Here is a 22,155-nt window from a genome sequence, read left to right as displayed (position 1 = left end):
AGACAAATTTTGCGCAATAAAAATCGCATTTCATTTAGGGCAACTATCACGTGACGAAATACATCATTCACGATGATAAATCACCGCACAGAACAGCAAAAAAATCGAACACGTCAAATTTCCCTGCCGTTCGCGCGGTTATACTTCTTTACCCATAAAGGAGCAGTGGAAACGCTTTCGCAATCGTCCTTGCGGACAGGTGGGCTACCTTTAGTTTATCGCGTTGCGAAATAACAAAAATCTGGAGGAATGTCGTGCAAACTTTTCAAGCCGATCTTGCCGTAATAGGCGCTGGCGGAGCGGGATTACGTGCTGCGATTGCTGCAGCACAGGCTAATCCCAACGCTAAAATCGCACTGATTTCAAAAGTCTATCCGATGCGCAGCCACACGGTTGCCGCAGAAGGAGGATCCGCCGCCGTTGCGCAGGATCATGACAGCTTCGAATACCATTTCCACGACACGGTTGCAGGGGGCGACTGGCTTTGCGAACAGGATGTCGTTGACTACTTTGTACATCACTGTCCAACGGAGATGACCCAGCTTGAACAGTGGGGCTGCCCGTGGAGCCGCCGTCCGGACGGCAGCGTCAACGTTCGTCGCTTCGGCGGAATGAAAATTGAACGCACCTGGTTTGCCGCTGATAAGACCGGCTTCCATATGCTGCACACCCTGTTCCAGACCTCCCTTCAGTTCCCACAAATCCAGCGTTTTGACGAACATTTTGTCCTCGATATTCTGGTCGATGACGGTCACGCGCGCGGTCTGGTGGCGATGAACATGATGGAAGGCACGCTCGTGCAGATCCGAGCTAACGCGGTAGTGATGGCAACGGGCGGCGCGGGCCGGGTTTACCGCTACAACACCAACGGCGGCATCGTCACCGGTGACGGTATGGGCATGGCGCTCAGCCACGGCGTACCGCTGCGCGATATGGAATTTGTCCAGTATCACCCTACCGGCCTGCCGGGTTCCGGCATTCTGATGACGGAAGGCTGCCGCGGCGAAGGCGGTATTCTGGTCAACAAGAATGGCTACCGTTATCTGCAGGATTACGGCATGGGCCCGGAAACGCCGCTCGGTGAGCCGAAAAACAAATACATGGAACTCGGCCCGCGCGACAAAGTGTCTCAGGCCTTCTGGCATGAGTGGCGCAAAGGCAACACGATCTCCACGCCGCGTGGCGATGTGGTCTACCTCGATCTGCGTCACCTCGGCGAGAAGAAACTGCTGGAACGTCTGCCGTTCATCTGCGAGCTGGCAAAAGCCTACGTGGGTGTCGACCCGGTGAAAGAGCCGATTCCGGTACGCCCAACAGCGCACTACACCATGGGTGGGATCGAAACCGACCAGCAGTGTGAAACGCGCATCAAAGGGTTGTTCGCCGTCGGCGAATGCTCCTCTGTCGGCCTGCACGGTGCCAACCGTCTCGGGTCAAACTCGCTGGCGGAGCTGGTTGTCTTTGGCCGCATGGCGGGCGAACGCGCGATGGAGCGTGCCGCAACGGCGGGCGAAGCCAACGGCGCAGCACTGGACGCGCAGGTCGCTGATGTCGAGAAACGGCTGAAGGATCTGGTCAACCAGGAAGGCAACGAAAACTGGTCGAAAATCCGCGACGAAATGGGCATGTCGATGGAAGAGGGCTGCGGTATCTACCGTACACCAGAGCTGATGCAGAAAACTGTCGATAAGCTGGCGGAACTGCAGGAGCGTTTCAAACGCGTGCGCATCACCGACACCTCCAGCGTGTTCAACACCGACCTGCTTTATACCATCGAGCTCGGTCACGGCCTGAACGTCGCGGAATGTATGGCGCACTCTGCGCTGGCGCGCAAAGAGTCACGCGGGGCGCATCAGCGTCTTGATGAGGGCTGCACCGAGCGTGACGACGTCAATTTCCTGAAACACACCCTCGCCTGGCGCGACGCGGATGGCACCACTCGTCTGGACTACAGCGACGTGAAGATCACAACGCTGCCACCGGCTAAACGCGTTTACGGCGCAGAAGCAGAAGCCGCCGAGAAGAAGGAGAAGGCGAATGGCTGAGATGCAAACACTGAAAGTTGAAGTGGTGCGCTACAACCCGGAAGTGGACACCGCGCCACACAGCGCTTTCTATGAAGTGCCCTATGACGAGCAAACCTCTCTGCTGGATGCGCTCGGCTATATCAAGGATAACCTGGCACCGGACCTGAGCTATCGCTGGTCCTGCCGCATGGCCATCTGCGGCTCCTGCGGCATGATGGTGAACAAAGTACCGAAACTGGCCTGTAAAACCTTCCTGCGTGATTACACCAAAGGCATCAAGGTTGAAGCGCTGGGCAACTTCCCGATTGAGCGCGATCTGGTGGTCGATATGACCCACTTTATCGAAAGCCTGGAAGCCATTAAGCCGTACATCATTGGCAACCCGCGCACGCCGGATCAGGGACCGAATACCCAGACGCCCGCCCAGATGGCGAAATACCATCAGTTCTCCGGGTGCATCAACTGCGGTCTTTGCTACGCCGCGTGTCCACAGTTTGGCCTGAACCCTGAGTTCATCGGCCCGGCGGCGATCACGCTGGCGCACCGCTACAACGAGGATAGCCGCGACCACGGTAAAAAAGAACGTATGCCGCAGCTTAACAGCCAGAACGGCGTCTGGAGCTGTACTTTTGTGGGCTACTGCTCCGAAGTCTGTCCGAAGCACGTCGACCCGGCCGCCGCTATTCAGCAGGGTAAAGTGGAAAGCTCGAAAGACTTTCTTATCGCCACCCTGAAACCACGCTAAGGAGTGCATGATGACGACTAAACGCAAAGCCTACGTGCGGCCGATGCCGTCCACCTGGTGGAAGAAACTGCCGTTTTATCGCTTCTATATGCTGCGTGAAGGCACTGCGGTGCCTGCGGTCTGGTTCAGCCTTGAACTGATGTATGGCGTCTTTGCCCTCAAACATGGTCCTGAAACCTGGGCCAGTTTTGTCGGGTTCCTGCAAAACCCGATCATCGTGATCCTGAACCTGATTGTGCTCGCAGCCGCCCTGCTTCATACCAAAACCTGGTTTGAACTGGCGCCAAAAGCGGCGAATATTATCGTAAAAGGCGAAAAAATGGGGCCAGAGCCGGTCATTAAAGGGCTTTGGGCAGTGACGGCAGTGGTCTCTGTGGTCATTCTGTTTGTCGCACTGTTCTGGTAAGGAGACTATTGTGATCAATCCAAATCCAAAACGTTCAGACGAGCCGGTCTTCTGGGGCCTCTTTGGCGCAGGCGGCATGTGGAGTGCCATCATTGCACCTGTCATTATCCTGCTGGTCGGCATTATGCTGCCGCTGGGGCTGTTCCCCGGTGATGCGCTGAGCTATGAGCGCGTCCTGGCATTTGCAGGTAGCTTTATTGGCCGGGTATTTATCTTCCTGATGATTGTCCTGCCGCTGTGGTGCGGCCTGCACCGTATCCATCATGCGATGCATGATCTGAAGATCCACGTACCGAGCGGTAAATGGGTGTTCTACGGTCTGGCAACTATCCTGACCGTGGTCACACTGATTGCCGTAGTCACTATCTGACACACCAGGCCCGCCCTCCGGCGGGCCTGTTATTTCTGCATCTTCCCCACCAGCCACTGAGCAAATTCACGCATTGCCGGGGTTTGGGCGCGTGACTGCAGCCGCGTTAGCCAGTAACTGCCAAGATCAATCTGCGTCGTAAACGGCTGCACAATGCGCTCGCTGTTCAGCAGATGGGTAAACATATCGACAGGGGCGATAGCAATGCCATTGCCTGCCTGGGCGGCCTCCAGCATAGTGACCGACGAATCAAACACCATCACCCGATGCGTGGGTGAAGGCGGGTTTTCTCCGGCGGCCTGCATCCAGGCTGTCCACTCGTCGCGCCGGTAAGAGCGCAGCAGGGTAAACTTCAGGATATCGGCAGGGGTGTGCAGCGCGGCTGCAATGTCAGGCGTGCAAAGTGGTGCCAGCAGCGCTGAACAGAGGAACGTCGCCTCCGTGCCGTGCCACGCTCCCCCACCGTAGCGAATGGTGTAATCAAGCCCTTCCGCTGCCGGATCGACGCGATTGTTGTGCGTCGAAAGCTGAAGATCGATATGCGGATAACTGCGACGGAAATCATCCAGCTGTGAGAATAACACCCCAGTGGCAAAGGTCCCCACCACGCCAATTTTCAGCTTCTCCTGCGCCCGATGGTTAGCAAAGCGATCCAGCATGCCTGCGATACGATCGAAGGAGTCATTCAGCACCGGCAGCAGATTCTCGCCTTCGGTGGTTAACATCAACCCGCGCGAAACGCGGACAAACAGCTGGCAGTTAAGGTGTTGCTCCAGCGCCTTCACGTGCTGGCTAATCGCGGAATGGGTCACATTCAGCTCAATCGCGGCATGAGTAAAACTGAGGTGCCTGGCGGCGGCTTCGAACGCCCGAAGCGAATTAAGAGGGAGATAGCTGCGTGTCATGGTCCCTTCCGTTAGAAAAATTAACAGCTAATGCTAAATTTAACCGTTTGTCAGCCTCAGTCAAATCACCCAGACTACGAACGTCTGACGGGCCCGGACATCCCCTTGATTCGCTATTACGGAAGATAACTGATGATGAAAAAATCCCTAAGCTGCGCCCTGCTGCTCAGCGTTGCTTGCTCTGCTTTTGCCGCGCCGATGTCAGAAAAACAGCTGGCTGACGTCGTGGAACGTACCGTTACGCCCCTGATGAAGGCGCAGGCCATACCCGGAATGGCCGTGGCCGTCATTTATCAGGGCCAGCCACACTATTTCACTTTCGGTAAAGCAGACGTCGCGGCGAATAAGCCCGTCACGCCGCAAACCTTATTTGAACTGGGCTCCGTCAGTAAAACCTTCACTGGCGTGCTGGGTGGCGATGCCATTGCCCGCAAAGAGATTTCGCTGGCCGACCCGGTCACGAAATACTGGCCTGAATTGACGGGCAAGCAGTGGCAAGGCATTCGCCTGCTCGACCTGGCAACCTATACCGCAGGCGGATTGCCGTTGCAGGTACCGGATGATGTCACCGATAACGCCTCTCTGCTGCGTTTCTACCAGTCCTGGCAGCCAAAGTGGGCCCCGGGTACCACGCGTCTGTACGCCAACACCAGCATCGGTTTGTTTGGCTCACTGGCCGTTAAACCGTCCGGCATGCGCTTCGAGCAGGCCATGGCGGAGCGGGTCTTTAAGCCCCTGAAACTCAACCATACGTGGATAAACGTTCCACACGCTGAAGAGCCGCACTACGCATGGGGTTATCGTGAGGGAAAAGCGGTCCACGTTTCGCCTGGTATGCTGGATGCAGAAGCCTATGGCGTGAAATCTAACGTCAAAGATATGGCGAGCTGGGTGATGGCCAATATGGCACCTGAGACACTCCCGCCGTCCACTCTGCAGCAGGGTATTGCGCTGGCGCAGTCTCGCTACTGGCGCGTGGGTGCCATGTATCAAGGGTTAGGCTGGGAGATGCTCAACTGGCCGGTCGACGCCAAAACCGTGGTGGATGGCAGCGACAATAAGGTCGCACTGGCGCCGTTGCCGGTCGCAGAAGTGAATCCTCCGGCTCCGCCAGTAAAAGCCTCCTGGGTGCATAAAACGGGCTCTACGGGTGGGTTTGGCAGCTACGTGGCGTTTATTCCTGAAAAGCAGATCGGTATTGTGATGCTCGCAAATAAAAGCTATCCGAACCCGGTACGGGTGGAAACGGCTTACCGTATTCTCGAGACGCTACAGTAAACCATTGCCGGGTGGCGGCTTCGCCTTACCCGGCGAAACACTCCGCACAATCTTCCGCAATTTCCCTGCTGTCATCTACACTTAACAAAAAACAGTAAGGAAACTCCTATGCGCATTCTGCCTGTTATCGCCGCGGTGACAGCCGCGTTTTTAGTGGTTGCCTGCAGTTCCCCTACCCCTCCCTCCGGCGTCACTGTTGTAAGTAATTTCGACGCTCAACGTTTCCTCGGAACCTGGTATGAAATCGCCCGGCTCGACCATCGGTTTGAGCGGGGGTTAGAGAAAGTCACAGCACATTACAGTTCGATGGACGACGGGGGTATTCAGGTAATCAACCGTGGATACAATCCGGATCGGCAGATGTGGCAACAGTCGACGGGAAAAGCGTACTTTACCGGCGACCCGCGCCGGGCCGCGCTAAAAGTCTCGTTCTTTGGCCCGTTCTATGGCGGGTACAATGTCATCGCCCTCGACAGAGAGTACCGCCATGCGCTGGTCTGCGGGCCGGATCGCGACTATTTATGGATACTCTCCCGCACGCCGACCATTTCGTCAGAGATGAAACAGCAGATGCTGGACGTTGCGACCCGGCAAGGGTTTGATGTGTCAAAACTCATCTGGGTAGAACAACCGCATTAGTGGGCGCTGAGTTTCAGCCCAATGATACCGCACACAATCAACGCGAGGCTGGCGATACGCGCCAGACTCGCCGACTCTCCCAGCAGCAAAATCCCGGTAATCGCCGCGCCCACTGCACCAATGCCCGTCCAGACAGCATAGGCCGTCCCCACCGGCAAAGAGCGCATCGCCCAGGAGAGCAGCACAATACTCACAATCATGGCGGTAACGGTAATCACGCTGGGTGTCAGGCGGGTAAATCCGTGGGTGTACTTCAGACCAATTGCCCAAACCACTTCGAGCAGACCGGCGATAACAAGAATAATCCAGGACATTTCAGGCTCCTTAACTTAACTGCAAGTTGGGGCCGTCCCCGGTGAACGAAACGCTTACGGGTCGTCCCGTAAGGCATAGATTAGGTCACTTATTTTGGTTAACGAACGATTTTTTTTCAATCCCTTTGTGCTGAACCTGTTAAGGCAAGAAATAGCCTCAGTATGGCGCGTAGTTCAGGCATTTATCACTCATCCGACTTCTCTATCATGATGTGCTTTCTGATGGCAGGAAGCCAAACCACTAGCCGACTGCGAATCTATTATGTTCAAAATTCTTTTGATTGACCGATGTCACTTCACCCGCGCGGGGTTTGAAGCATGGCTCAATCATTCCGGTTTGTTTCCCGGGCACTTCGTCGTGACCGGGCTGAATAATCTCATCCTCGCCAGAGAGCATATTCTGCAGTGGGATCCATCGGTGGTTATCGCCGATCTGCACGGCTTTATGCAGGACATTCACCATTTCCAGCAGCTTTCTTCCCTGCTGAACGCCAGTGAAAAAGTGCCTTTCATTTTGCTGCAGTCGGGGGAAGATAAAGAGATGGCAGGCTTTCTGTCCCAATTTCCGATATGGGCTTCGCTTACCAAAAATGTCGGACTGGAGACGCTGGCGACGGTCATCAACGACGCCCTGACGACTCGCGCAAGCGTTGAGATCCCTGCGGTCGCGGCCCCTCTGCTCACTCGCCAGGAGGAGAAGGTGTTGACGCTGTGGATGGATGGCGCAAGCAATCAGAAGATTGCCACTCACCTGAGTATCAATGGAAAAACGGTCTATACCTATAAGCGAAATATCCGCATGAAATTGCATATGGATACGCGCTTTTCCCCGTTTTTATCTCTGCAGGAATCAGAAAACTGACGGTACGAAACCCGTCCGGGCCCGTACCGTTTTTAAATTACTGCTGAGCTTTTGTTGCCGCGCCGGAGATTGCACTACCGCCTTCAGAAATGTCCTGACCAACGCCGCGCGTGGTATTACAGGCCGTTAATACTGAAGAAAGTACCAGAACTGAAAAGATCGCTGCAATTGTCTTCTTAACCATAATATCTTCCTTTTATAGCCAGAGTTGTTTTGTGTATAGCAACTTAAGAATAGACAAGATCCCGCCAGTTGACGGAAAAGGAAGCATTTTTAGGAAAATTAGACGGGATTAGCTGGCGGCGTGAGAAATGATATGGCCGAGATCCTGGATATCCTCCCCCATTCCACGTGTGGTATTACAGCCGGAAAGCAACGCGCTGGACAGCGCTAACAGAAGCAGAATTTTAACGGTGCGTTTCATCATCCCTGCCTGCAAAAATCAGGCGCAGCAACGCTGCGCCTTAACACTTACTTCACGCGAGATACGTATTCGCCGGAGCGGGTATCCACTTTGATCACTTCGCCAGTCTGTACGAACAGTGGCACTTTAACCACGGCACCGGTAGACAGTTTCGCTGGCTTACCACCTGTACCGGCGGTGTCACCTTTCAGACCTGGGTCAGTTTCAACGATTTCCAGTTCAACGAAGTTCGGTGGGGTAACCGCGATAGGCTGGCCGTTCCACAGGGTCACGATGCACTCTGCCTGATCCAGCAGCCATTTGTCGCTATCGCCAATGGCTTTAGCGTCAGCAGACAGCTGTTCGAACGTTTCGTTGTTCATGAAGTGCCAGAACTCACCGTCGTTGTACAGGTAAGTCAGGTTCATATCGACAACATCAGCGCCTTCAGCGGAGTCAGTAGACTTGAAGGTTTTTTCGACACGGGTACCGGTCAGCAGGCGGCGCAGCTTAACGCGTGCAAATGCCTGGCCTTTACCTGGTTTAACGAATTCGCTGGCTTCAACCGCATACGGTTCGCCGTCCAACATGATTTTAAGACCAGCACGAAAATCGTTGCTATAGTACGTTGCCATAAGGCCCTCTAAATTTGTTAACTGGTAGCTAAGCCACAAAATGGCGCATATTGTAACCCTAAACACCCCGTCCAGAGAAGATTGGTTATCGCAACTTGCCGATGTAATCACCAGTCCTGATGAATTACTGCGTCTTCTTGAGCTCGAACAGCATACCGATTTGCTGGCCGGCCGGGAGGCGAAGCGGCTTTTCGCCCTGCGCGTTCCCCGCGCGTTTGTTGCCCGTATGGAGAAAGGCAATCCTGAGGATCCATTATTAAAACAGACGCTTACCGCACAGGAAGAGTTCATTACGGCACCGGGCTATAGCACCGATCCGCTGGAAGAGCAGAACAGCGTGGTACCCGGTTTGCTGCACAAGTATCTGAACCGTGCGCTGCTGCTGGTGAAAGGTGGCTGTGCGGTAAATTGCCGTTATTGCTTCCGTCGACACTTCCCGTATGCCGAAAATCAGGGCAATAAACGCAACTGGCAGGTCGCGCTGGACTATATCGCCGCCCATTCTGAGCTGGATGAGATCATTTTTTCCGGTGGCGATCCGCTGATGGCGAAAGATCATGAGCTGGACTGGCTGCTGACCCAGCTTGAAGCCATTCCGCATATTAAGCGCCTGCGCATACACAGCCGTCTGCCGATTGTTATTCCGGCACGTATCACCGACGGACTGGTCTCACGCCTTGAGCAGTCCCGCCTGCAGGTGCTGCTGGTGAACCATATCAATCACGCCAATGAAATTGATGATGCATTTCGTGCGGCAATGGTGCGTTTACGCAAGGCAGGCGTGACGCTTCTGAACCAGAGCGTGCTGCTGCGCGGCGTAAATGATAATGCCCGCGTGCTGGCGGACCTCAGCAATGCGCTGTTTGATGCGGGAGTGATGCCCTATTACCTGCACGTGCTGGATCGCGTTCAGGGTGCGGCCCATTTCATGGTGACGGATGAAGAAGCCCGGCAGATCGTGCGTGAACTGTTAACGCTGGTGTCAGGCTATATGGTGCCGAAGCTGGCGCGTGAGATTGGCGGTGAACCGAGCAAGACGCCGCTGGATTTGCAGCTAAGACAGAGCTAGTTTCCCCTCAGCCTAACCCTCTCCCGGCGGGAGAGGGAAAAAGGCAATCAGTTCGGGCACTTATAGACCTGGCCATTCATCTGGCTGGCGGTTGGCACGAAGCTGGATAACATTCCCTGCGTCGGGCTGCTTACCCCGTAAATCACGTTGCCACCCATCGCCGCGGCCTGGTTACGCAAGGCATTGGCCGCGCCACGCATAGAGCCGCCCTCTTCGCCGTGCTGACCCGACATCCAGTTGCTTTGCTCACCGGTTGCCGTGCCTAAAAACTGGCACTCGTTACCCGGCTTATCTTCCACAAAGCGAACGCCCTGACCCGCTGCAGTCAGCTCATTGCTGGAGCTACAACCCGCCAGCAGCAATGCTGCTCCTACAATCCCTGCACAGACTTTTACGCGCATGTTATTCCTCGTTTTCAATAAGCTGGACAGTAGTTGTCCGTGTGTAAACCTTATACTAAAAAGATGACCAAAAGAAAAACCTCCGTGCGTTTCTGCGAGATATCAAGCACGAATGGTGCCTTCGCCTCCCCTAAATGAATTCTGATAATCACCCCGCGGATATCGTTTTTTTATGCTTTTTCGTTTTTAGTGACAGGCCACCGGCTTATTTTTTGCGCGTGTGGTGACAGGGAAACATAAAAACAGGAGGCAACATGAGTGAAGTATCCCCGAATCAGGGGAAAGTGACGTGGGTAGGGTATCTCGCTTTCTTTCTAACCATCATTTTCTTTTCTGGCTTTTTCGCCAAAGCCACCGAATGGTGGCGAGTCTTTGATTTCACCGTACTGAACGGCACGTTTGGCCAGGTTAATGGCGAAGGCGCCGCAAGCGTCTCTTTTCGCGGCACAGGCGGTACCGGCGCAAAAGATGGCTTTCTGTTTGCGCTGGAACTGGCACCGTCTGTCATTTTGTCGCTGGGCATCATTTCAGTGACCGAAGGGCTGGGCGGGCTGCGGGCGGCACAGCAATTGATGACGCCCGTTTTGAAACCGTTGCTGGGCATTCCAGGCATTTGTTCTCTGGCGCTTATCGCCAATTTGCAAAACACCGATGCGGCTGCAGGTATGACCAAAGAGCTCGCCGATGAAGGCGTTATCAGCGACAGGGAACGAGCGATTTTCGCCACCTTTCAGACCAGCGGTAGCGCAATTATCACCAATTACTTCTCGTCCGGCGCGGCGCTGTTCACCAGCATCACCGTGCCGGTTATCACCCCGCTGGCAGTGATTCTGGTCTTTAAATTTATAGGTGCCAATTTTCTCAGAGCATGGATTGCGCACATGGAAACCCGTCAGATCAAGGAGAGAGAAGATGACCGCCGAAGTGCGTAAAAACCTGATGGATCTCTTTATCGACGGCGCTCGCCGTGGCTTTACCATCGCCACCACCAGCCTGCTGCCAAACGTCGTAATGGCCTTTGTGATCATCCAGGCGCTGAAGGTAACAGGATTGCTGGATATCGTTGGCCGCGTTTGCGAGCCGATTATGGCGCTGTGGGGGCTGCCCGGAGAAGCCGCCACCGTGTTGCTGGCGTCGGTGATGAGCATGGGCGGCGGCGTGGGCGTCTGCGCAAGCCTGGTGGTGGCAGGGTCGCTCAGCGGGCATGACGCCACCGTACTGCTTCCGGCTATCTATCTGATGGGTAATCCGGTGCAAAACACCGGCCGCTGTCTCGGTACGGCAGGGGTAAACCCTAAATACTATCCGCATATTATTGGCGTCTGCGTAATTAACGCTCTGCTCTCTATGTGGGTCATGCAACTGCTGTTCTAAAACAAAAAACCCCGGACAGCGATGCCCGGGGTTTTTTATTAAGAGGTAGCGCCCAACGCCTGATGGCTGCCGGGCGCAGGGGCAATTACATCATGCCGCCCATACCACCCATGCCGCCCATACCACCAGCAGCACCTAAGTCAGGTGCGTCGCCTTTAGGCAGGTCGGTCACCATGCACTCGGTAGTGATCATCAGGCCAGCTACAGATGCCGCATACTGCAGAGCAGAACGGGTCACTTTAGTTGGATCCAGGATACCGAAGTCGATCATGTTGCCGTATTCTTCTGTTGCCGCGTTGTAACCGTAGTTACCTTCGCCCGCTTTCACGTTGTTGGTAACAACAGATGGCTCTTCACCGGCGTTGGAAACGATCTGACGCAGAGGCGCTTCCATCGCGCGCAGCGCAACTTTGATACCCACGTTCTGGTCTTCGTTCTGACCGGACAGGCCAGCCAGTTTGGCGGCAACACGCACCAGCGCAACACCACCACCAGCAACCACGCCTTCTTCTACCGCAGCACGGGTCGCGTGCAGGGCATCGTCAACACGTGCTTTTTTCTCTTTCATTTCAACTTCGGTAGCCGCACCGACTTTGATTACCGCAACGCCGCCTGCCAGTTTCGCTACGCGTTCCTGCAGTTTTTCACGGTCGTAATCAGACGTTGCTTCTTCAATTTGCTTACGGATCTGAGCAACACGGCCCTGAATAGCGGACTCTTCACCCACGCCATCGATGATGGTGGTGGTGTCTTTGTTGATCACAACACGTTTCGCCTGGCCCAGGTCTTCCAGGGTCGCTTTTTCCAGCTCCATACCGATCTCTTCAGAGATTACGGTACCACCGGTCAGGGTAGCGATGTCCTGCAGCATAGCTTTACGACGGTCGCCGAAGCCAGGTGCTTTAACCGCAGCCACTTTCACGATGCCACGCATGGTGTTAACCACCAGGGTCGCCAGCGCTTCGCCTTCAACGTCTTCAGCGATGATAACCAGCGGCTTGCCTGCTTTCGCAACGGCTTCCAGCACTGGCAGCATTTCGCGGATGTTGGAGACTTTCTTATCAGCCAGCAGGATGAACGGGCTTTCCAGTTCAACAGCGCCAGTTTCTGGCTTGTTGATGAAGTATGGGGACAGGTAACCGCGGTCGAACTGCATACCTTCAACCACGTCCAGTTCGTCTTCCAGACCGGTACCGTCTTCAACGGTGATCACGCCTTCTTTACCGACTTTGTCCATCGCTTCAGCGATCAGTTTACCTACGGTTTCGTCGGAGTTAGCGGAGATGGTACCTACCTGAGCAATCGCTTTAGAGTCAGAGCATGGTACGGACAGCGCTTTCAGTTCTTCAACAGCGGACGCGACAGCTTTGTCGATACCACGTTTCAGATCCATTGGGTTCATGCCCGCAGCAACGGCTTTCAGACCTTCAGTGATGATTGCCTGCGCCAGTACGGTCGCGGTGGTGGTACCGTCGCCTGCAGCGTCGTTCGCTTTAGAGGCCACTTCTTTCACCATCTGCGCGCCCATATTTTCGAACTTGTCTTCCAGCTCGATTTCACGTGCAACGGAAACACCATCTTTGGTGATGGTTGGCGCGCCGAAGGATTTATCCAGCACTACGTTACGGCCTTTCGGGCCCAGGGTGACTTTCACTGCGTCTGCCAGTACGTTTACGCCGCGGAGCATTTTTACACGAGCGTCGTTACCGAATTTTACGTCTTTAGCTGCCATGTTCTTATTTCCTCAAATTCGTACAGTTTCGTGCGTTAATTACGCTTCAACAATTGCCAGAATGTCGCTCTCGGACATGATCAACACTTCTTCATTGTCGATCTTCTCGGATTTCACGCCGTAGCCATCGTTGAAAATGACGATGTCACCAACTTTAACGTCCAGCGGCTGCACAGTTCCGTTTTCCAGGATGCGGCCCTTACCGACAGCGATGATTTCGCCACGCGTTGATTTTGCTGCTGCAGAACCCGTCAGAACGATGCCGCCAGCAGACTTGGTTTCAACTTCTTTACGTTTGACGATCACACGATCATGTAACGGACGAATACTCATTGATAGCTCTCCTTTGAGAAAGTCATTATCAGTTATGGATGACGCCGGGCCGCACGCGGTTTTCCGGCTAGTGCCCTGAGAGATGGGGATAGCTTTTTACCCCTTCAAGGGGTAGTCGAAAAAAAATTTGCGAAAGTGTTACCATCGGCTCTCTTTGAATGGTGGCGGGACGATGTGAATGAGTGGACTCAAGCAGGAGTTGGGGCTGGCGCAGGGGGTAGGCCTGCTCTCAACCTCCTTGTTAGGAACAGGGGTGTTTGCGGTGCCCGCACTGGCGGCGCTGGTTGCCGGAAATAACAGCCTGTGGGCGTGGCCGGTGCTGATTGTGCTGGTGTTCCCGGTTGCGATCGTGTTCGCCATTCTGGGAAGGCATTTTCCCAGCGCGGGCGGCGTGGCGCACTTTGTCGGCATGGCGTTTGGCCCACGACTGGAGCGCGTCACCGGCTGGCTGTTCCTTTCCGTCATTCCGGTTGGTCTGCCTGCGGCGTTGCATATCGCAACCGGCTTTGGGCAAGCGCTCTTCGGCTGGCATGACGAAGCACTGCTGCTGGCTGAACTGGGTACGCTGGCTATCGTCTGGTGGGTGGGCTCACGCGGGGCCAGTTCCAGCGCTAACCTGCAGACGATCGTCGCGGTGCTGATTGTCGCGCTCATCGCCGCTATCTGGTGGGCGGGAGATATTCGCGTCGAGGAGATCCCCTTCCCGGCCATCACCGATATCAATCATGCGCAGCTCTTCGCTGCGCTGTCAGTCATGTTCTGGTGTTTTGTCGGTCTGGAAGCGTTCGCCCATCTGGCGTCGGAGTTTAAGCATCCCGAGCGCGATTTTCCGCGAGCCCTGATGATTGGCCTGTTGGTCGCAGGCACGGTTTACTGGGCCTGTACTGTGCTGGTGTTGCACTTCGACGCCTTTGGCGCAGATAAAGCAGCCGCCGCTTCGCTGCCGGGTATCGTGGTGCAGCTGTTTGGCGTAAAAGCGCTGTGGGTGGCCTGTGTGATTGGCTATCTGGCCTGTTTTGCCAGCCTCAATATTTATATCCAGAGCTTTGCGCGGCTGGTGTGGTCTCAGGCGCGCAATAAACCGCAGAGCCGTCTTGCGCAGTTGTCTAAGCGTCAGCTGCCGGTGAATGCGCTGAATCTCGTGCTGGGAAGTTGCGTCGTGAGCACGTTGTGCATTTACGGGCTTAAGATCAATCTGGATGCGCTAATCATCTATGCCAACGGCATATTTATTATGATCTATCTGCTGTGCATGCTGGCGGGTTGTCGTCTGTTGAAGGGTCGCTATAAAGCACTGGCCGTTGTCGGGGGAGTGCTTTGCCTGCTGTTGCTGATGATGGTGGGATGGAAGAGTATGTACGCCGTCGTCATGCTGGCAGGGCTGTGGGTGGCGCTTTAGTCGCGCCCGGTAAGCGAAGCGTCACCGGGCAAAGACATTACCGATCGTCTTTATGATCCAAACGGTCGTGTTGGTCATCCTTACGCTGGTATTCCCCTTCAAACGTATCACCCGGGCCGGTGCTGAACCCGCCGCCCGGCATCCGGCTAAAGCGCAGATGCGGCAGCAGCTTCATGGTCAGGTGTTTTTGCACCGGCGGCAACAGCAGCAGCAGTCCGAGGAAGTCGGTGAAGAAGCCCGGCAGGATCAGCAGCAGACCGGCAATAATCAGCGATACGCTTTTGATCATCTCGGCCGCCGGGCTCTCGCCTGCGGCCATCTTCTGCTGCATTAACAGGAAATTTTTGAAACCCTGATTACGCACCAGCGACATGCCGATGACGGAGGTGAAAATCACCAGAATCAGCGTCAGCAGGACGCCCAGCACATGGGCGACCTGGATAAAAATCGAAATCTCAATGTAAACATAGAGAAAGAAAGCAATAAACGGTATCCAGCGCACTGGCATCTCCTGTGTAGCAGGTGCCTTTTGGCCCCTGTCTGAATGTGTTCGCGACACGCGTCTGTAAGAGATGAGGACGGTTAGCTAAAATTCAATCGGTTTGCACGGATATTTTTTTTGGAAATATTAAAGCGGTGACCCATTTCACAGATTAATAATTATCATGGAATCGGGTCCATAATAAGTGATCCAGCTTACGGCAATTCGCTATCATCAGCATATGATCTCGAGCAATTGGCCGATTGAGGGAATAATCGTCGGTCAGAAAATATTCAAAACCACATAAATACTGTGTGTTTAGTACAATCCATCGGCAGCTTGAAAAGAAGGTTCACATGTTAAACAACATTCGTATCGAAGAAGACTTGTTGGGTACCAGGGAAGTTCCAGCGGATGCCTACTACGGTGTCCACACTCTGAGAGCGATTGAAAACTTCTACATCAGCAACAGCAAAATCAGCGACATTCCTGAGTTTGTACGTGGCATGGTGATGGTGAAGAAAGCGGCAGCGCTGGCAAACAAAGAGCTGCAAACCATTCCTAAAAGCGCGGCAAATGCGATTATCGCGGCCTGCGATGAAGTGCTGAACAACGGCAAATGCATGGACCAGTTCCCGGTTGACGTCTATCAGGGCGGCGCGGGCACCTCCGTCAACATGAACACCAACGAAGTACTGGCAAATATCGGCCTGGAGCTGATGGGCCACCAGAAAGGTGAATACCAGTACCTGAACCCGAACGATCACGTCAACAAATGTCAGTCCACTAACGACGCCTACCCAACCGGCTTCCGCATCGCGGTTTATGCCTCCGTTGTGAAACTGGTCGACGCCATCAACCAGCTGGGCGACGGTTTCCAGCGCAAAGCGGTTGAGTTCCAGGACATTCTGAAAATGGGTCGTACCCAGCTGCAGGACGCGGTACCAATGACCCTCGGTCAGGAATTCCACGCGTTTAACGTGCTGCTGAATGAAGAAACCAAAAACCTGCTGCGCACCTCCGAGCTGCTGCTGGAAGTGAACCTGGGCGCCACCGCCATCGGTACACGTCTGAACACCCCGGACGGTTATCAGCAGCTGGCGGTTCAGAAACTGGCCGAAGTCTCTAACCTGCCGGTGGTGCCTGCGGAAGACCTGATTGAAGCCACCTCCGACTGCGGCGCCTACGTCATGGTACACAGCGCCCTGAAACGTCTGGCGGTGAAACTGTCCAAAATCTGTAACGACCTGCGCCTGCTCTCTTCCGGCCCACGCGCTGGCCTGAACGAAATCAACCTGCCAGAACTGCAGGCCGGTTCGTCCATCATGCCAGCGAAAGTGAACCCGGTAGTGCCAGAAGTGGTGAACCAGGTTTGCTTCAAGGTTATTGGTAACGATACGACCGTAACCATGGCCTCTGAAGCCGGTCAGCTGCAGCTGAACGTCATGGAGCCCGTGATTGGCCAGGCGATGTTCGAATCTATCCACATCCTGACTAACGCCTGCTATAACCTGCTGGAAAAATGCATCAACGGCATTACCGCGAATAAAGAAGTCTGCGAAGGTTACGTGTACAACTCCATCGGGATCGTCACCTACCTTAACCCGTTCATCGGCCACCATAACGGCGACATCGTCGGTAAGATTTGCGCCGAAACCGGTAAGAGCGTGCGTGAAGTCGTCCTGGAGCGCGGACTGTTGACCGAAGCCGAGCTGGACGATATCTTCTCCGCCCAGAACCTGATGCACCCGGCATATAAAGCGAAACGATACACCGATGAAAGCGAACAGTAACCGTTCAGGCTAAGCTTCCGAAAGGCACGTCACTTGTGACGTGCCTTTTTTCTTTTTAGGCGTTACCAAAATACAACAATTCAATATCAACTTGTTAATAAGCAAGGCAGGTCCTTATGTTTGGAGCAGAACTCGTCATCGTCCTGTTGGCGATTTATTTGGGAGCAAGACTCGGGGGTATCGGCATCGGTTTTGCCGGCGGTCTCGGGGTGCTCGTTCTTACCCTTATCTTTCAGATTAAACCCGGCGCAATCCCGTTTGACGTTATCGAAATCATCATGGCAGTTATTGCCGCTATCGCCGCCATGCAGGTGGCTGGCGGTATGGACTACCTGGTGAGTCTGGCGGAGCGTATGCTGCGCCGTCATCCTAAATACATTACCTTCCTTGCCCCGCTGGTGACCTGGTTCATGACCATTCTCGCCGGTACCGGTCACACTGCCTTTTCCACGCTGCCGGTGATTACCGAAGTGGCGAAAGAACAGGGTATCCGTCCATCTCGCCCGCTCTCTATTGCGGTGGTGGCCTCCCAGATTGCGATTACCGCCTCGCCTATCTCCGCAGCAGTGGTGTTCTTCGCCGGTATCCTGGAACCCATGGGTGTGAGCTATCTGACGCTGCTGGCGATCTGTATTCCGGTAACGTTGATTGCAGTCATGATCACCGCCGTGCTGTGTAACTTCCTCGGCGCTGAACTGAAAGACGATCCGGTTTATCAGGAACGTCTGGCCAAGGGCGAAGTGAGCTTGCGCGGTAGCCAGGTCTTCAAACTGAAGCCGCATGCGAAACGCTCCGTGGTGCTGTTCCTGATCGGTATCGTGGCGGTGATGTTCTACGCGACGGCCATCAGTGACACAGTAGGCCTCATCCAGAACCCGGTTCTGCCGCGTAACGAAGCGATTGTGGTATTCATGCTGACCATCGCAACCCTGATCAGCATCACCTGTAAAATCGATACCAGCGAAGTGCTGAATGCCAGCACCTTTAAATCCGGTATGAGCGCCTGCGTGTGCGTGCTGGGTGTGGCATGGCTCGGTGATACCTTCGTAAAAGCGCACATCAGCGATATCCAGACCGTTGCGGGTGACCTGCTGCACAACTACCCATGGCTGCTGGCGGTGGTGCTGTTCTTTGCCGCGACCCTGCTTTATTCTCAGGCTGCCACGACCAAGGCGCTGATGCCTGCGGCTCTGATGCTGGGCGTAACGCCACTGACGGCCATTGCCTCGTTTGCTGCCGTTTCTGCCCTGTTCGTTCTGCCCACTTATCCAACCCTGCTGGCGGCGGTTGAAATGGATGACACTGGTTCAACCCGCATCGGTAAGTATGTGTTTAACCATGCGTTCCTGATCCCGGGTGTGGTCGCGATTACGCTGTGCGTGATCCTCGGCTTTATCATCGGCGGCGTCGTGCTGTAAACCGTTTCGGGTTGTAAAAATAGTTCAAATCGGGCCGCTCTGCGGCCCGTTTCATTAATGACCAATCGCCTTGCGTGATATAGTGACCACTTTCGTGATGAGGAGGTCGACTTGTGAACACGCCTGATGCTGTTGTCGTATTGTGTACCGCCCCTGATGAAGCTTCCGCCCAGGATCTCGCCGCCAAAGTATTGGCCGAAAAACTGGCTGCCTGTGTAACCCTCCTCCCCGGAGCGACCTCCCTTTATTACTGGGAAGGCAAACTGGAGCAGGAGTATGAAGTCCAGATGTTGCTCAAAACCAACCCGGCAAACCAGCAGGCGCTTCTTGACTGCCTCAAATCTCATCATCCTTACCAAACTCCGGAACTGCTGGTATTGCCAGTGCTCCACGGTGATAACGATTATCTCTCATGGCTCAACGTTTCCTTACGCTGATCCTGCTGCTGTGCAGCACGTCAGTCTTTGCCGGGTTGTTTGACGCGCCCGGCCGTTCGAACTTTATTCCTGCCGATCAGGCATTTGTTTTCGATTTCCAGCAAAACCAGCATGACCTCAACCTCACCTGGCAGGTGAAAGAGGGCTATTACCTGTATCGTAAGCAGGTCAGTATCACACCCGCTCAGGCAAGCGTGGGCGCGCTGCAACTGCCTGCGGGAGAATGGCACGAGGATGAGTTTTACGGCAAAAGCGAGATTTATCGCCAGCACTTAAGCGTGCCCGTAACGGTGCAACAGGCAGACAAAGGCGCTACGCTCACCGTCACTTACCAGGGCTGTGCCGATGCAGGCTTCTGCTATCCCCCAGAAACCAAGGTCGTTCCGCTTAGTGAAGTTAAAGCGTCTGCCGCCAACGTTGCTCCTCTTCCTGCAGAGGTCAAGCGTGAAGGTGAGCCTGCGTCAGACCTCCCTTTCTCCGCGCTCTGGGCCTTGCTGATAGGTATCGGCATCGCCTTCACGCCATGCGTACTGCCGATGTACCCGTTGATCTCCGGGATAGTGCTGGGCGGAAAACAGCGTCTTAGCACCGCCCGCGCGCTACTGCTTGCCTTTATTTACGTGCAGGGAATGGCGTTAACCTATACGGCACTCGGCCTCGTGGTTGCGGCGGCCGGCTTACAGTTCCAGGCGGCTCTTCAGCACCCTTATGTCCTTATCGGCCTGTCGGTGGTGTTTATCCTGCTGGCATTGTCGATGTTTGGCCTGTTCACCCTCCAACTGCCATCTTCCCTGCAAACCCGCTTAACGCTGCTCAGCAACCGCCAACAGGGGGGGTCAGCGGGTGGCGTGTTTGCGATGGGAGCTATCGCCGGGCTGATTTGTTCGCCCTGCACCACTGCTCCGCTTAGCGCGATTCTGCTCTATATCGCCCAGAGCGGTAATATGTGGCTTGGCGGCGGTACGTTGTACCTTTACGCGCTTGGGATGGGTCTACCGCTGATCCTGGTCACGGTATTTGGCAACCGCCTGCTGCCGAAGAGCGGGCCGTGGATGGAGACGGTGAAAACCGCGTTTGGCTTTGTCATTCTGGCGCTGCCGGTCTTCCTGCTGGAGCGTATTGTCGGTGACGTCTGGGGGATGCGCCTGTGGGCGATGCTCGGCGTAGCGTTCTTCTCCTGGGCGTTTATCGTCAGTCTGGGGGCAAAAAGCGCGTGGATGCGTCTGGTACAAATCGTCCTGCTCGCCGCTGCGCTGGTGAGCGTGCGTCCACTTCAGGATTGGGCATTTGGCACGCCAGTGGCTCAGAACCAGGCGCATCTGAATTTCATCCAGATTAAGAACGTGGATGATCTTAACCAGGCTCTGGCCCAGGCGCGCGGCAAACCGGTGATGCTCGATCTCTACGCAGACTGGTGCGTTGCCTGCAAAGAGTTTGAAAAGTACACCTTTAGCGACCCGCAGGTGCAAGGTGCGCTAAACGGGACCGTTCTGCTTCAGGCAAACGTGACCGCCAACAATGCGCAGGATAAAGCCCTGCTGAAGCAACTTAACGTGCTCGGGCTGCCGACCATTCTGTTCTTCAATCAACAGGGTGAAGAACAGCCAGGGCAGCGTGTAACCGGGTTTATGGACGCGGCGGCTTTCAGCGCGCATTTGCGCGATCGCCAACCGTAAACAACACTTTAAACGGGACAACCGTTGGGAATAACGGAGGAGAGAACCGTGCAACGCGAAGACGTACTGGGACAAGCCCTGCAATTACTTGAGATTCAAGGGATCGCCAGCACCACGCTTGAGATGGTAGCCGACCGTATCGATTACCCTCTGGATGAGCTTACGCGCTTCTGGCCCGATAAAGAGGCGCTGCTTTATGATGCCCTGCGCTACCTCAGCCAGCAGGTTGATATCTGGCGCAGGCAGCTGATGTTGAATGAAGAACTGACCGCCGAACAGAAGCTGCTGGCGCGCTATACCGCGCTGACGGAATGTGTAAGTAATAACCGCTATCCGGGTTGTCTGTTTATCGCCGCCTGCACCTACTACCCCGATCCAGGCCATCCGATCCATCAGCTGGCGGATCAGCAAAAACGGGCGGCGCACGACTTCACCCACGAACTGCTGACAACGCTTGAAGTGGATGATCCGGCAATGGTGGCAAAGCAGATGGAACTGGTGCTGGAAGGCTGCCTGAGCCGTATGCTGGTAAACCGTAGCCAGGCCGATGTGGATACCGCTCACCGCCTGGCAGAGGACATCCTGCGCTTTGCCCAGTGCCGCATGGGCGGCGCGTTGACGTAAGCGTAATTTGACCTGTTTGCTTCAGAAGTCAGCGCATTGCCGCAAACTTAAGCAGTTGAACAGCTTTTCCAGAAATAGTGTTGACGATCGGGCGGGATTGCGGTTTAATGCGCTCCATTGCCCGGATAGCTCAGTCGGTAGAGCAGGGGATTGAAAATCCCCGTGTCCTTGGTTCGATTCCGAGTCCGGGCACCAATATTCATAAGGCCTCGCTGAAAAGCGGGGCTTTTTCCTTTCTTAGCTACGGTAGATTTCTGGTCGTTGCAACACGTTATTTTCTTGCTGGATTTTTCACCATTTTTGCAGATGTTCGTTACTTTTAGACACCTCAACATCCTCTGATATACCTTTTTCTAACCACACAGCTACGGTCTTTCTACGGTCCTCTACGGTTCCTTTCTCTCAAATCATTCATAGTGAAGTAGAAAACACGGGGGAAACGGGGGAATTATCATTTCGCCTTAATCCGCTGGTCTTAACGTGATTTTGTCGCGGGGAATAAGATGGGAAAATCCCCAATAGCAAGCGGGGATACCTGGCGGCAACCCTCTCCACATGGGGATCTTCACCAGTCCGTCCACCTGCAACAAGCTCTTCTTGCCCTTTCACTTCTTACCGTTACTAGAATCCCCCGTCCTCCACGCCATCATATAATGGTTTATCCGTAGTAATTAAACATATTGGGCTACTAAACCTACGTGTCGGACCTGAACTGTGAGTTCAACAAGCAAATTCAACGCTGCCCTTAATCAACGGAGGGCAGGTCAAAACCTCTAACTATTAGGGAAGGTGCGAACAAGTTCCTGATATGAGATCATCATATTCATCCGGAGC

The 22,155-nt window shown here is 54.6% G+C and carries 25 protein-coding genes and 1 tRNA gene; 17 read left to right on the top strand and 9 right to left on the bottom strand.

Going from position 1 to position 22,155, the window contains the following annotated elements; translation table 11 throughout:
- Positions 1–254: 254 nt before the first annotated feature.
- From frdA to frdD, 4 genes are read left to right on the top strand one after another with little or no spacing between them, the layout of a single operon-like run.
- The gene (gene frdA, locus HX884_RS16360; RefSeq protein ID WP_013095275.1) at positions 255–2,045 is read left to right on the top strand and encodes a fumarate reductase (quinol) flavoprotein subunit; all 1,791 of its coding nucleotides are present in this window, start codon (positions 255–257) and stop codon (positions 2,043–2,045) included.
- The gene (frdB, locus tag HX884_RS16355; RefSeq protein WP_013095274.1) at positions 2,038–2,772 is read left to right on the top strand and encodes a fumarate reductase iron-sulfur protein; all 735 of its coding nucleotides are present in this window, start codon (positions 2,038–2,040) and stop codon (positions 2,770–2,772) included. The genes frdA and frdB overlap by 8 nt, the downstream gene beginning before the upstream one ends.
- 10 nt (positions 2,773–2,782) lie before the next feature.
- Positions 2,783–3,178, top strand: coding sequence for a fumarate reductase subunit FrdC (gene frdC / locus HX884_RS16350; protein WP_013095273.1), 396 nt, complete (start codon positions 2,783–2,785; stop codon positions 3,176–3,178).
- A gap of 10 nt (positions 3,179–3,188) precedes the next feature.
- Positions 3,189–3,548, top strand: coding sequence for a fumarate reductase subunit FrdD (gene frdD / locus HX884_RS16345; protein WP_013095272.1), 360 nt, complete (start codon positions 3,189–3,191; stop codon positions 3,546–3,548).
- Positions 3,549–3,577: 29 nt separating this feature from the next.
- Here the strand turns inward: frdD and ampR are convergent, their stop codons facing one another.
- Entirely contained in the window at positions 3,578–4,453 is an 876-nt protein-coding gene (ampR, locus tag HX884_RS16340) for a LysR family transcriptional regulator AmpR (protein ID WP_040020534.1), read from the bottom strand.
- 132 nt (positions 4,454–4,585) lie between these two features.
- On the opposite strand from ampR, the gene HX884_RS16335 reads away from it, so the two are divergent.
- Positions 4,586–5,731, top strand: coding sequence for a class C beta-lactamase CMH-16 (locus HX884_RS16335; protein WP_045902232.1), 1,146 nt, complete (start codon positions 4,586–4,588; stop codon positions 5,729–5,731).
- A gap of 108 nt (positions 5,732–5,839) precedes the next feature.
- Positions 5,840–6,370 (top strand): lipocalin family protein, encoded by a 531-nt coding sequence (locus HX884_RS16330; protein ID WP_013095269.1) that lies wholly within the window; start codon positions 5,840–5,842, stop codon positions 6,368–6,370.
- Here HX884_RS16330 and sugE read toward each other — a convergent pair.
- Entirely contained in the window at positions 6,367–6,684 is a 318-nt protein-coding gene (gene sugE / locus HX884_RS16325) for a quaternary ammonium compound efflux SMR transporter SugE (RefSeq protein WP_013095268.1), read from the bottom strand. The genes HX884_RS16330 and sugE overlap by 4 nt on opposite strands.
- Positions 6,685–6,946: 262 nt before the next feature.
- Between sugE and HX884_RS16320 the strand changes: the two genes are divergently transcribed.
- Entirely contained in the window at positions 6,947–7,546 is a 600-nt protein-coding gene (locus HX884_RS16320; RefSeq protein ID WP_020688984.1) for a LuxR family transcriptional regulator, read from the top strand.
- 37 nt (positions 7,547–7,583) lie between these two features.
- Here the strand turns inward: HX884_RS16320 and ecnB are convergent, their stop codons facing one another.
- The 3 genes from ecnB to efp all read right to left on the bottom strand — a co-directional run bounded on the left by ecnB (position 7,584) and on the right by efp (position 8,584).
- Positions 7,584–7,730 carry a lipoprotein toxin entericidin B gene (ecnB, locus tag HX884_RS16315; protein ID WP_003025482.1) on the bottom strand — a complete coding sequence of 49 codons (147 nt, stop codon included), beginning with the start codon at positions 7,728–7,730 and terminating at the stop codon, positions 7,584–7,586.
- Positions 7,731–7,838: 108 nt separating this feature from the next.
- The gene (locus HX884_RS16310) at positions 7,839–7,970 is read right to left on the bottom strand and encodes an entericidin A/B family lipoprotein (protein WP_013095266.1); all 132 of its coding nucleotides are present in this window, start codon (positions 7,968–7,970) and stop codon (positions 7,839–7,841) included.
- A gap of 47 nt (positions 7,971–8,017) precedes the next feature.
- Positions 8,018–8,584 (bottom strand): elongation factor P, encoded by a 567-nt coding sequence (gene efp, locus HX884_RS16305; protein ID WP_014830362.1) that lies wholly within the window; start codon positions 8,582–8,584, stop codon positions 8,018–8,020.
- 40 nt (positions 8,585–8,624) lie between these two features.
- Here efp and epmB point away from each other — a divergent pair, with 40 nt between their 5' ends.
- A complete protein-coding gene (gene epmB / locus HX884_RS16300; protein ID WP_048971804.1) occupies positions 8,625–9,653 on the top strand; it encodes an EF-P beta-lysylation protein EpmB in 1,029 nt (342 codons plus the stop codon).
- 47 nt (positions 9,654–9,700) lie between these two features.
- Here the strand turns inward: epmB and HX884_RS16295 are convergent, their stop codons facing one another.
- Entirely contained in the window at positions 9,701–10,054 is a 354-nt protein-coding gene (locus HX884_RS16295; protein WP_013095263.1) for a DUF4156 domain-containing protein, read from the bottom strand.
- Between the two features lie 254 nt (positions 10,055–10,308).
- On the opposite strand from HX884_RS16295, the gene HX884_RS16290 reads away from it, so the two are divergent.
- Entirely contained in the window at positions 10,309–10,986 is a 678-nt protein-coding gene (locus HX884_RS16290) for a nucleoside recognition domain-containing protein (protein WP_013095262.1), read from the top strand.
- A complete protein-coding gene (locus tag HX884_RS16285; RefSeq protein ID WP_023622425.1) occupies positions 10,967–11,428 on the top strand; it encodes a YjiG family protein in 462 nt (153 codons plus the stop codon). The genes HX884_RS16290 and HX884_RS16285 overlap by 20 nt, the downstream gene beginning before the upstream one ends.
- An 85-nt stretch (positions 11,429–11,513) precedes the next feature.
- Here the strand turns inward: HX884_RS16285 and groL are convergent, their stop codons facing one another.
- Together groL and HX884_RS16275 are read right to left on the bottom strand one after the other, a co-directional pair.
- Entirely contained in the window at positions 11,514–13,160 is a 1,647-nt protein-coding gene (groL, locus tag HX884_RS16280; protein WP_013095260.1) for a chaperonin GroEL, read from the bottom strand.
- Positions 13,161–13,199: 39 nt separating this feature from the next.
- Positions 13,200–13,493: a co-chaperone GroES gene (locus HX884_RS16275; RefSeq protein ID WP_003855929.1), complete on the bottom strand. Its 294-nt coding sequence runs from the start codon at positions 13,491–13,493 to the stop codon at positions 13,200–13,202.
- Positions 13,494–13,671: 178 nt separating this feature from the next.
- Between HX884_RS16275 and yjeH the strand changes: the two genes are divergently transcribed.
- Complete coding sequence (gene yjeH / locus HX884_RS16270) at positions 13,672–14,892, top strand: L-methionine/branched-chain amino acid transporter (protein ID WP_178328480.1); 1,221 nt, start codon at positions 13,672–13,674, stop codon at positions 14,890–14,892.
- A gap of 37 nt (positions 14,893–14,929) precedes the next feature.
- On the opposite strand, the gene HX884_RS16265 is transcribed toward yjeH, so the two are convergent.
- Positions 14,930–15,394 (bottom strand): FxsA family protein, encoded by a 465-nt coding sequence (locus tag HX884_RS16265; protein WP_013095258.1) that lies wholly within the window; start codon positions 15,392–15,394, stop codon positions 14,930–14,932.
- 335 nt (positions 15,395–15,729) lie between these two features.
- Between HX884_RS16265 and aspA the strand changes: the two genes are divergently transcribed.
- The 6 genes from aspA to HX884_RS16235 all read left to right on the top strand — a co-directional run bounded on the left by aspA (position 15,730) and on the right by HX884_RS16235 (position 21,516).
- On the top strand, positions 15,730–17,166 hold the full coding sequence (aspA, locus tag HX884_RS16260) for an aspartate ammonia-lyase (protein WP_003855923.1): 1,437 nt from the start codon (positions 15,730–15,732) through the stop codon (positions 17,164–17,166).
- A gap of 116 nt (positions 17,167–17,282) precedes the next feature.
- On the top strand, positions 17,283–18,584 hold the full coding sequence (locus HX884_RS16255) for an anaerobic C4-dicarboxylate transporter (protein ID WP_013095257.1): 1,302 nt from the start codon (positions 17,283–17,285) through the stop codon (positions 18,582–18,584).
- 113 nt (positions 18,585–18,697) lie between these two features.
- Complete coding sequence (gene cutA, locus HX884_RS16250; protein WP_013095256.1) at positions 18,698–19,021, top strand: divalent cation tolerance protein CutA; 324 nt, start codon at positions 18,698–18,700, stop codon at positions 19,019–19,021.
- Complete coding sequence (locus HX884_RS16245; RefSeq protein ID WP_047352264.1) at positions 18,997–20,697, top strand: protein-disulfide reductase DsbD; 1,701 nt, start codon at positions 18,997–18,999, stop codon at positions 20,695–20,697. The genes cutA and HX884_RS16245 overlap by 25 nt, the downstream gene beginning before the upstream one ends.
- A 48-nt stretch (positions 20,698–20,745) precedes the next feature.
- A complete protein-coding gene (locus HX884_RS16240; RefSeq protein WP_013095254.1) occupies positions 20,746–21,321 on the top strand; it encodes a transcriptional regulator in 576 nt (191 codons plus the stop codon).
- Positions 21,322–21,440: 119 nt separating this feature from the next.
- Positions 21,441–21,516: transfer RNA gene (locus HX884_RS16235), tRNA-Phe, on the top strand.
- The last annotated feature ends 639 nt before the right edge of the window (positions 21,517–22,155 follow it).

Origin of the sequence: Enterobacter sp. SECR19-1250 (genome assembly GCF_013391025.1) — a bacterium.
GTDB classification, from domain to species: Bacteria; Pseudomonadota; Gammaproteobacteria; order Enterobacterales; family Enterobacteriaceae; genus Enterobacter; species Enterobacter cloacae.
Note: the sequence above shows the minus strand (reverse complement) of the source record. Positions and strands in the feature narration are given on the sequence as shown.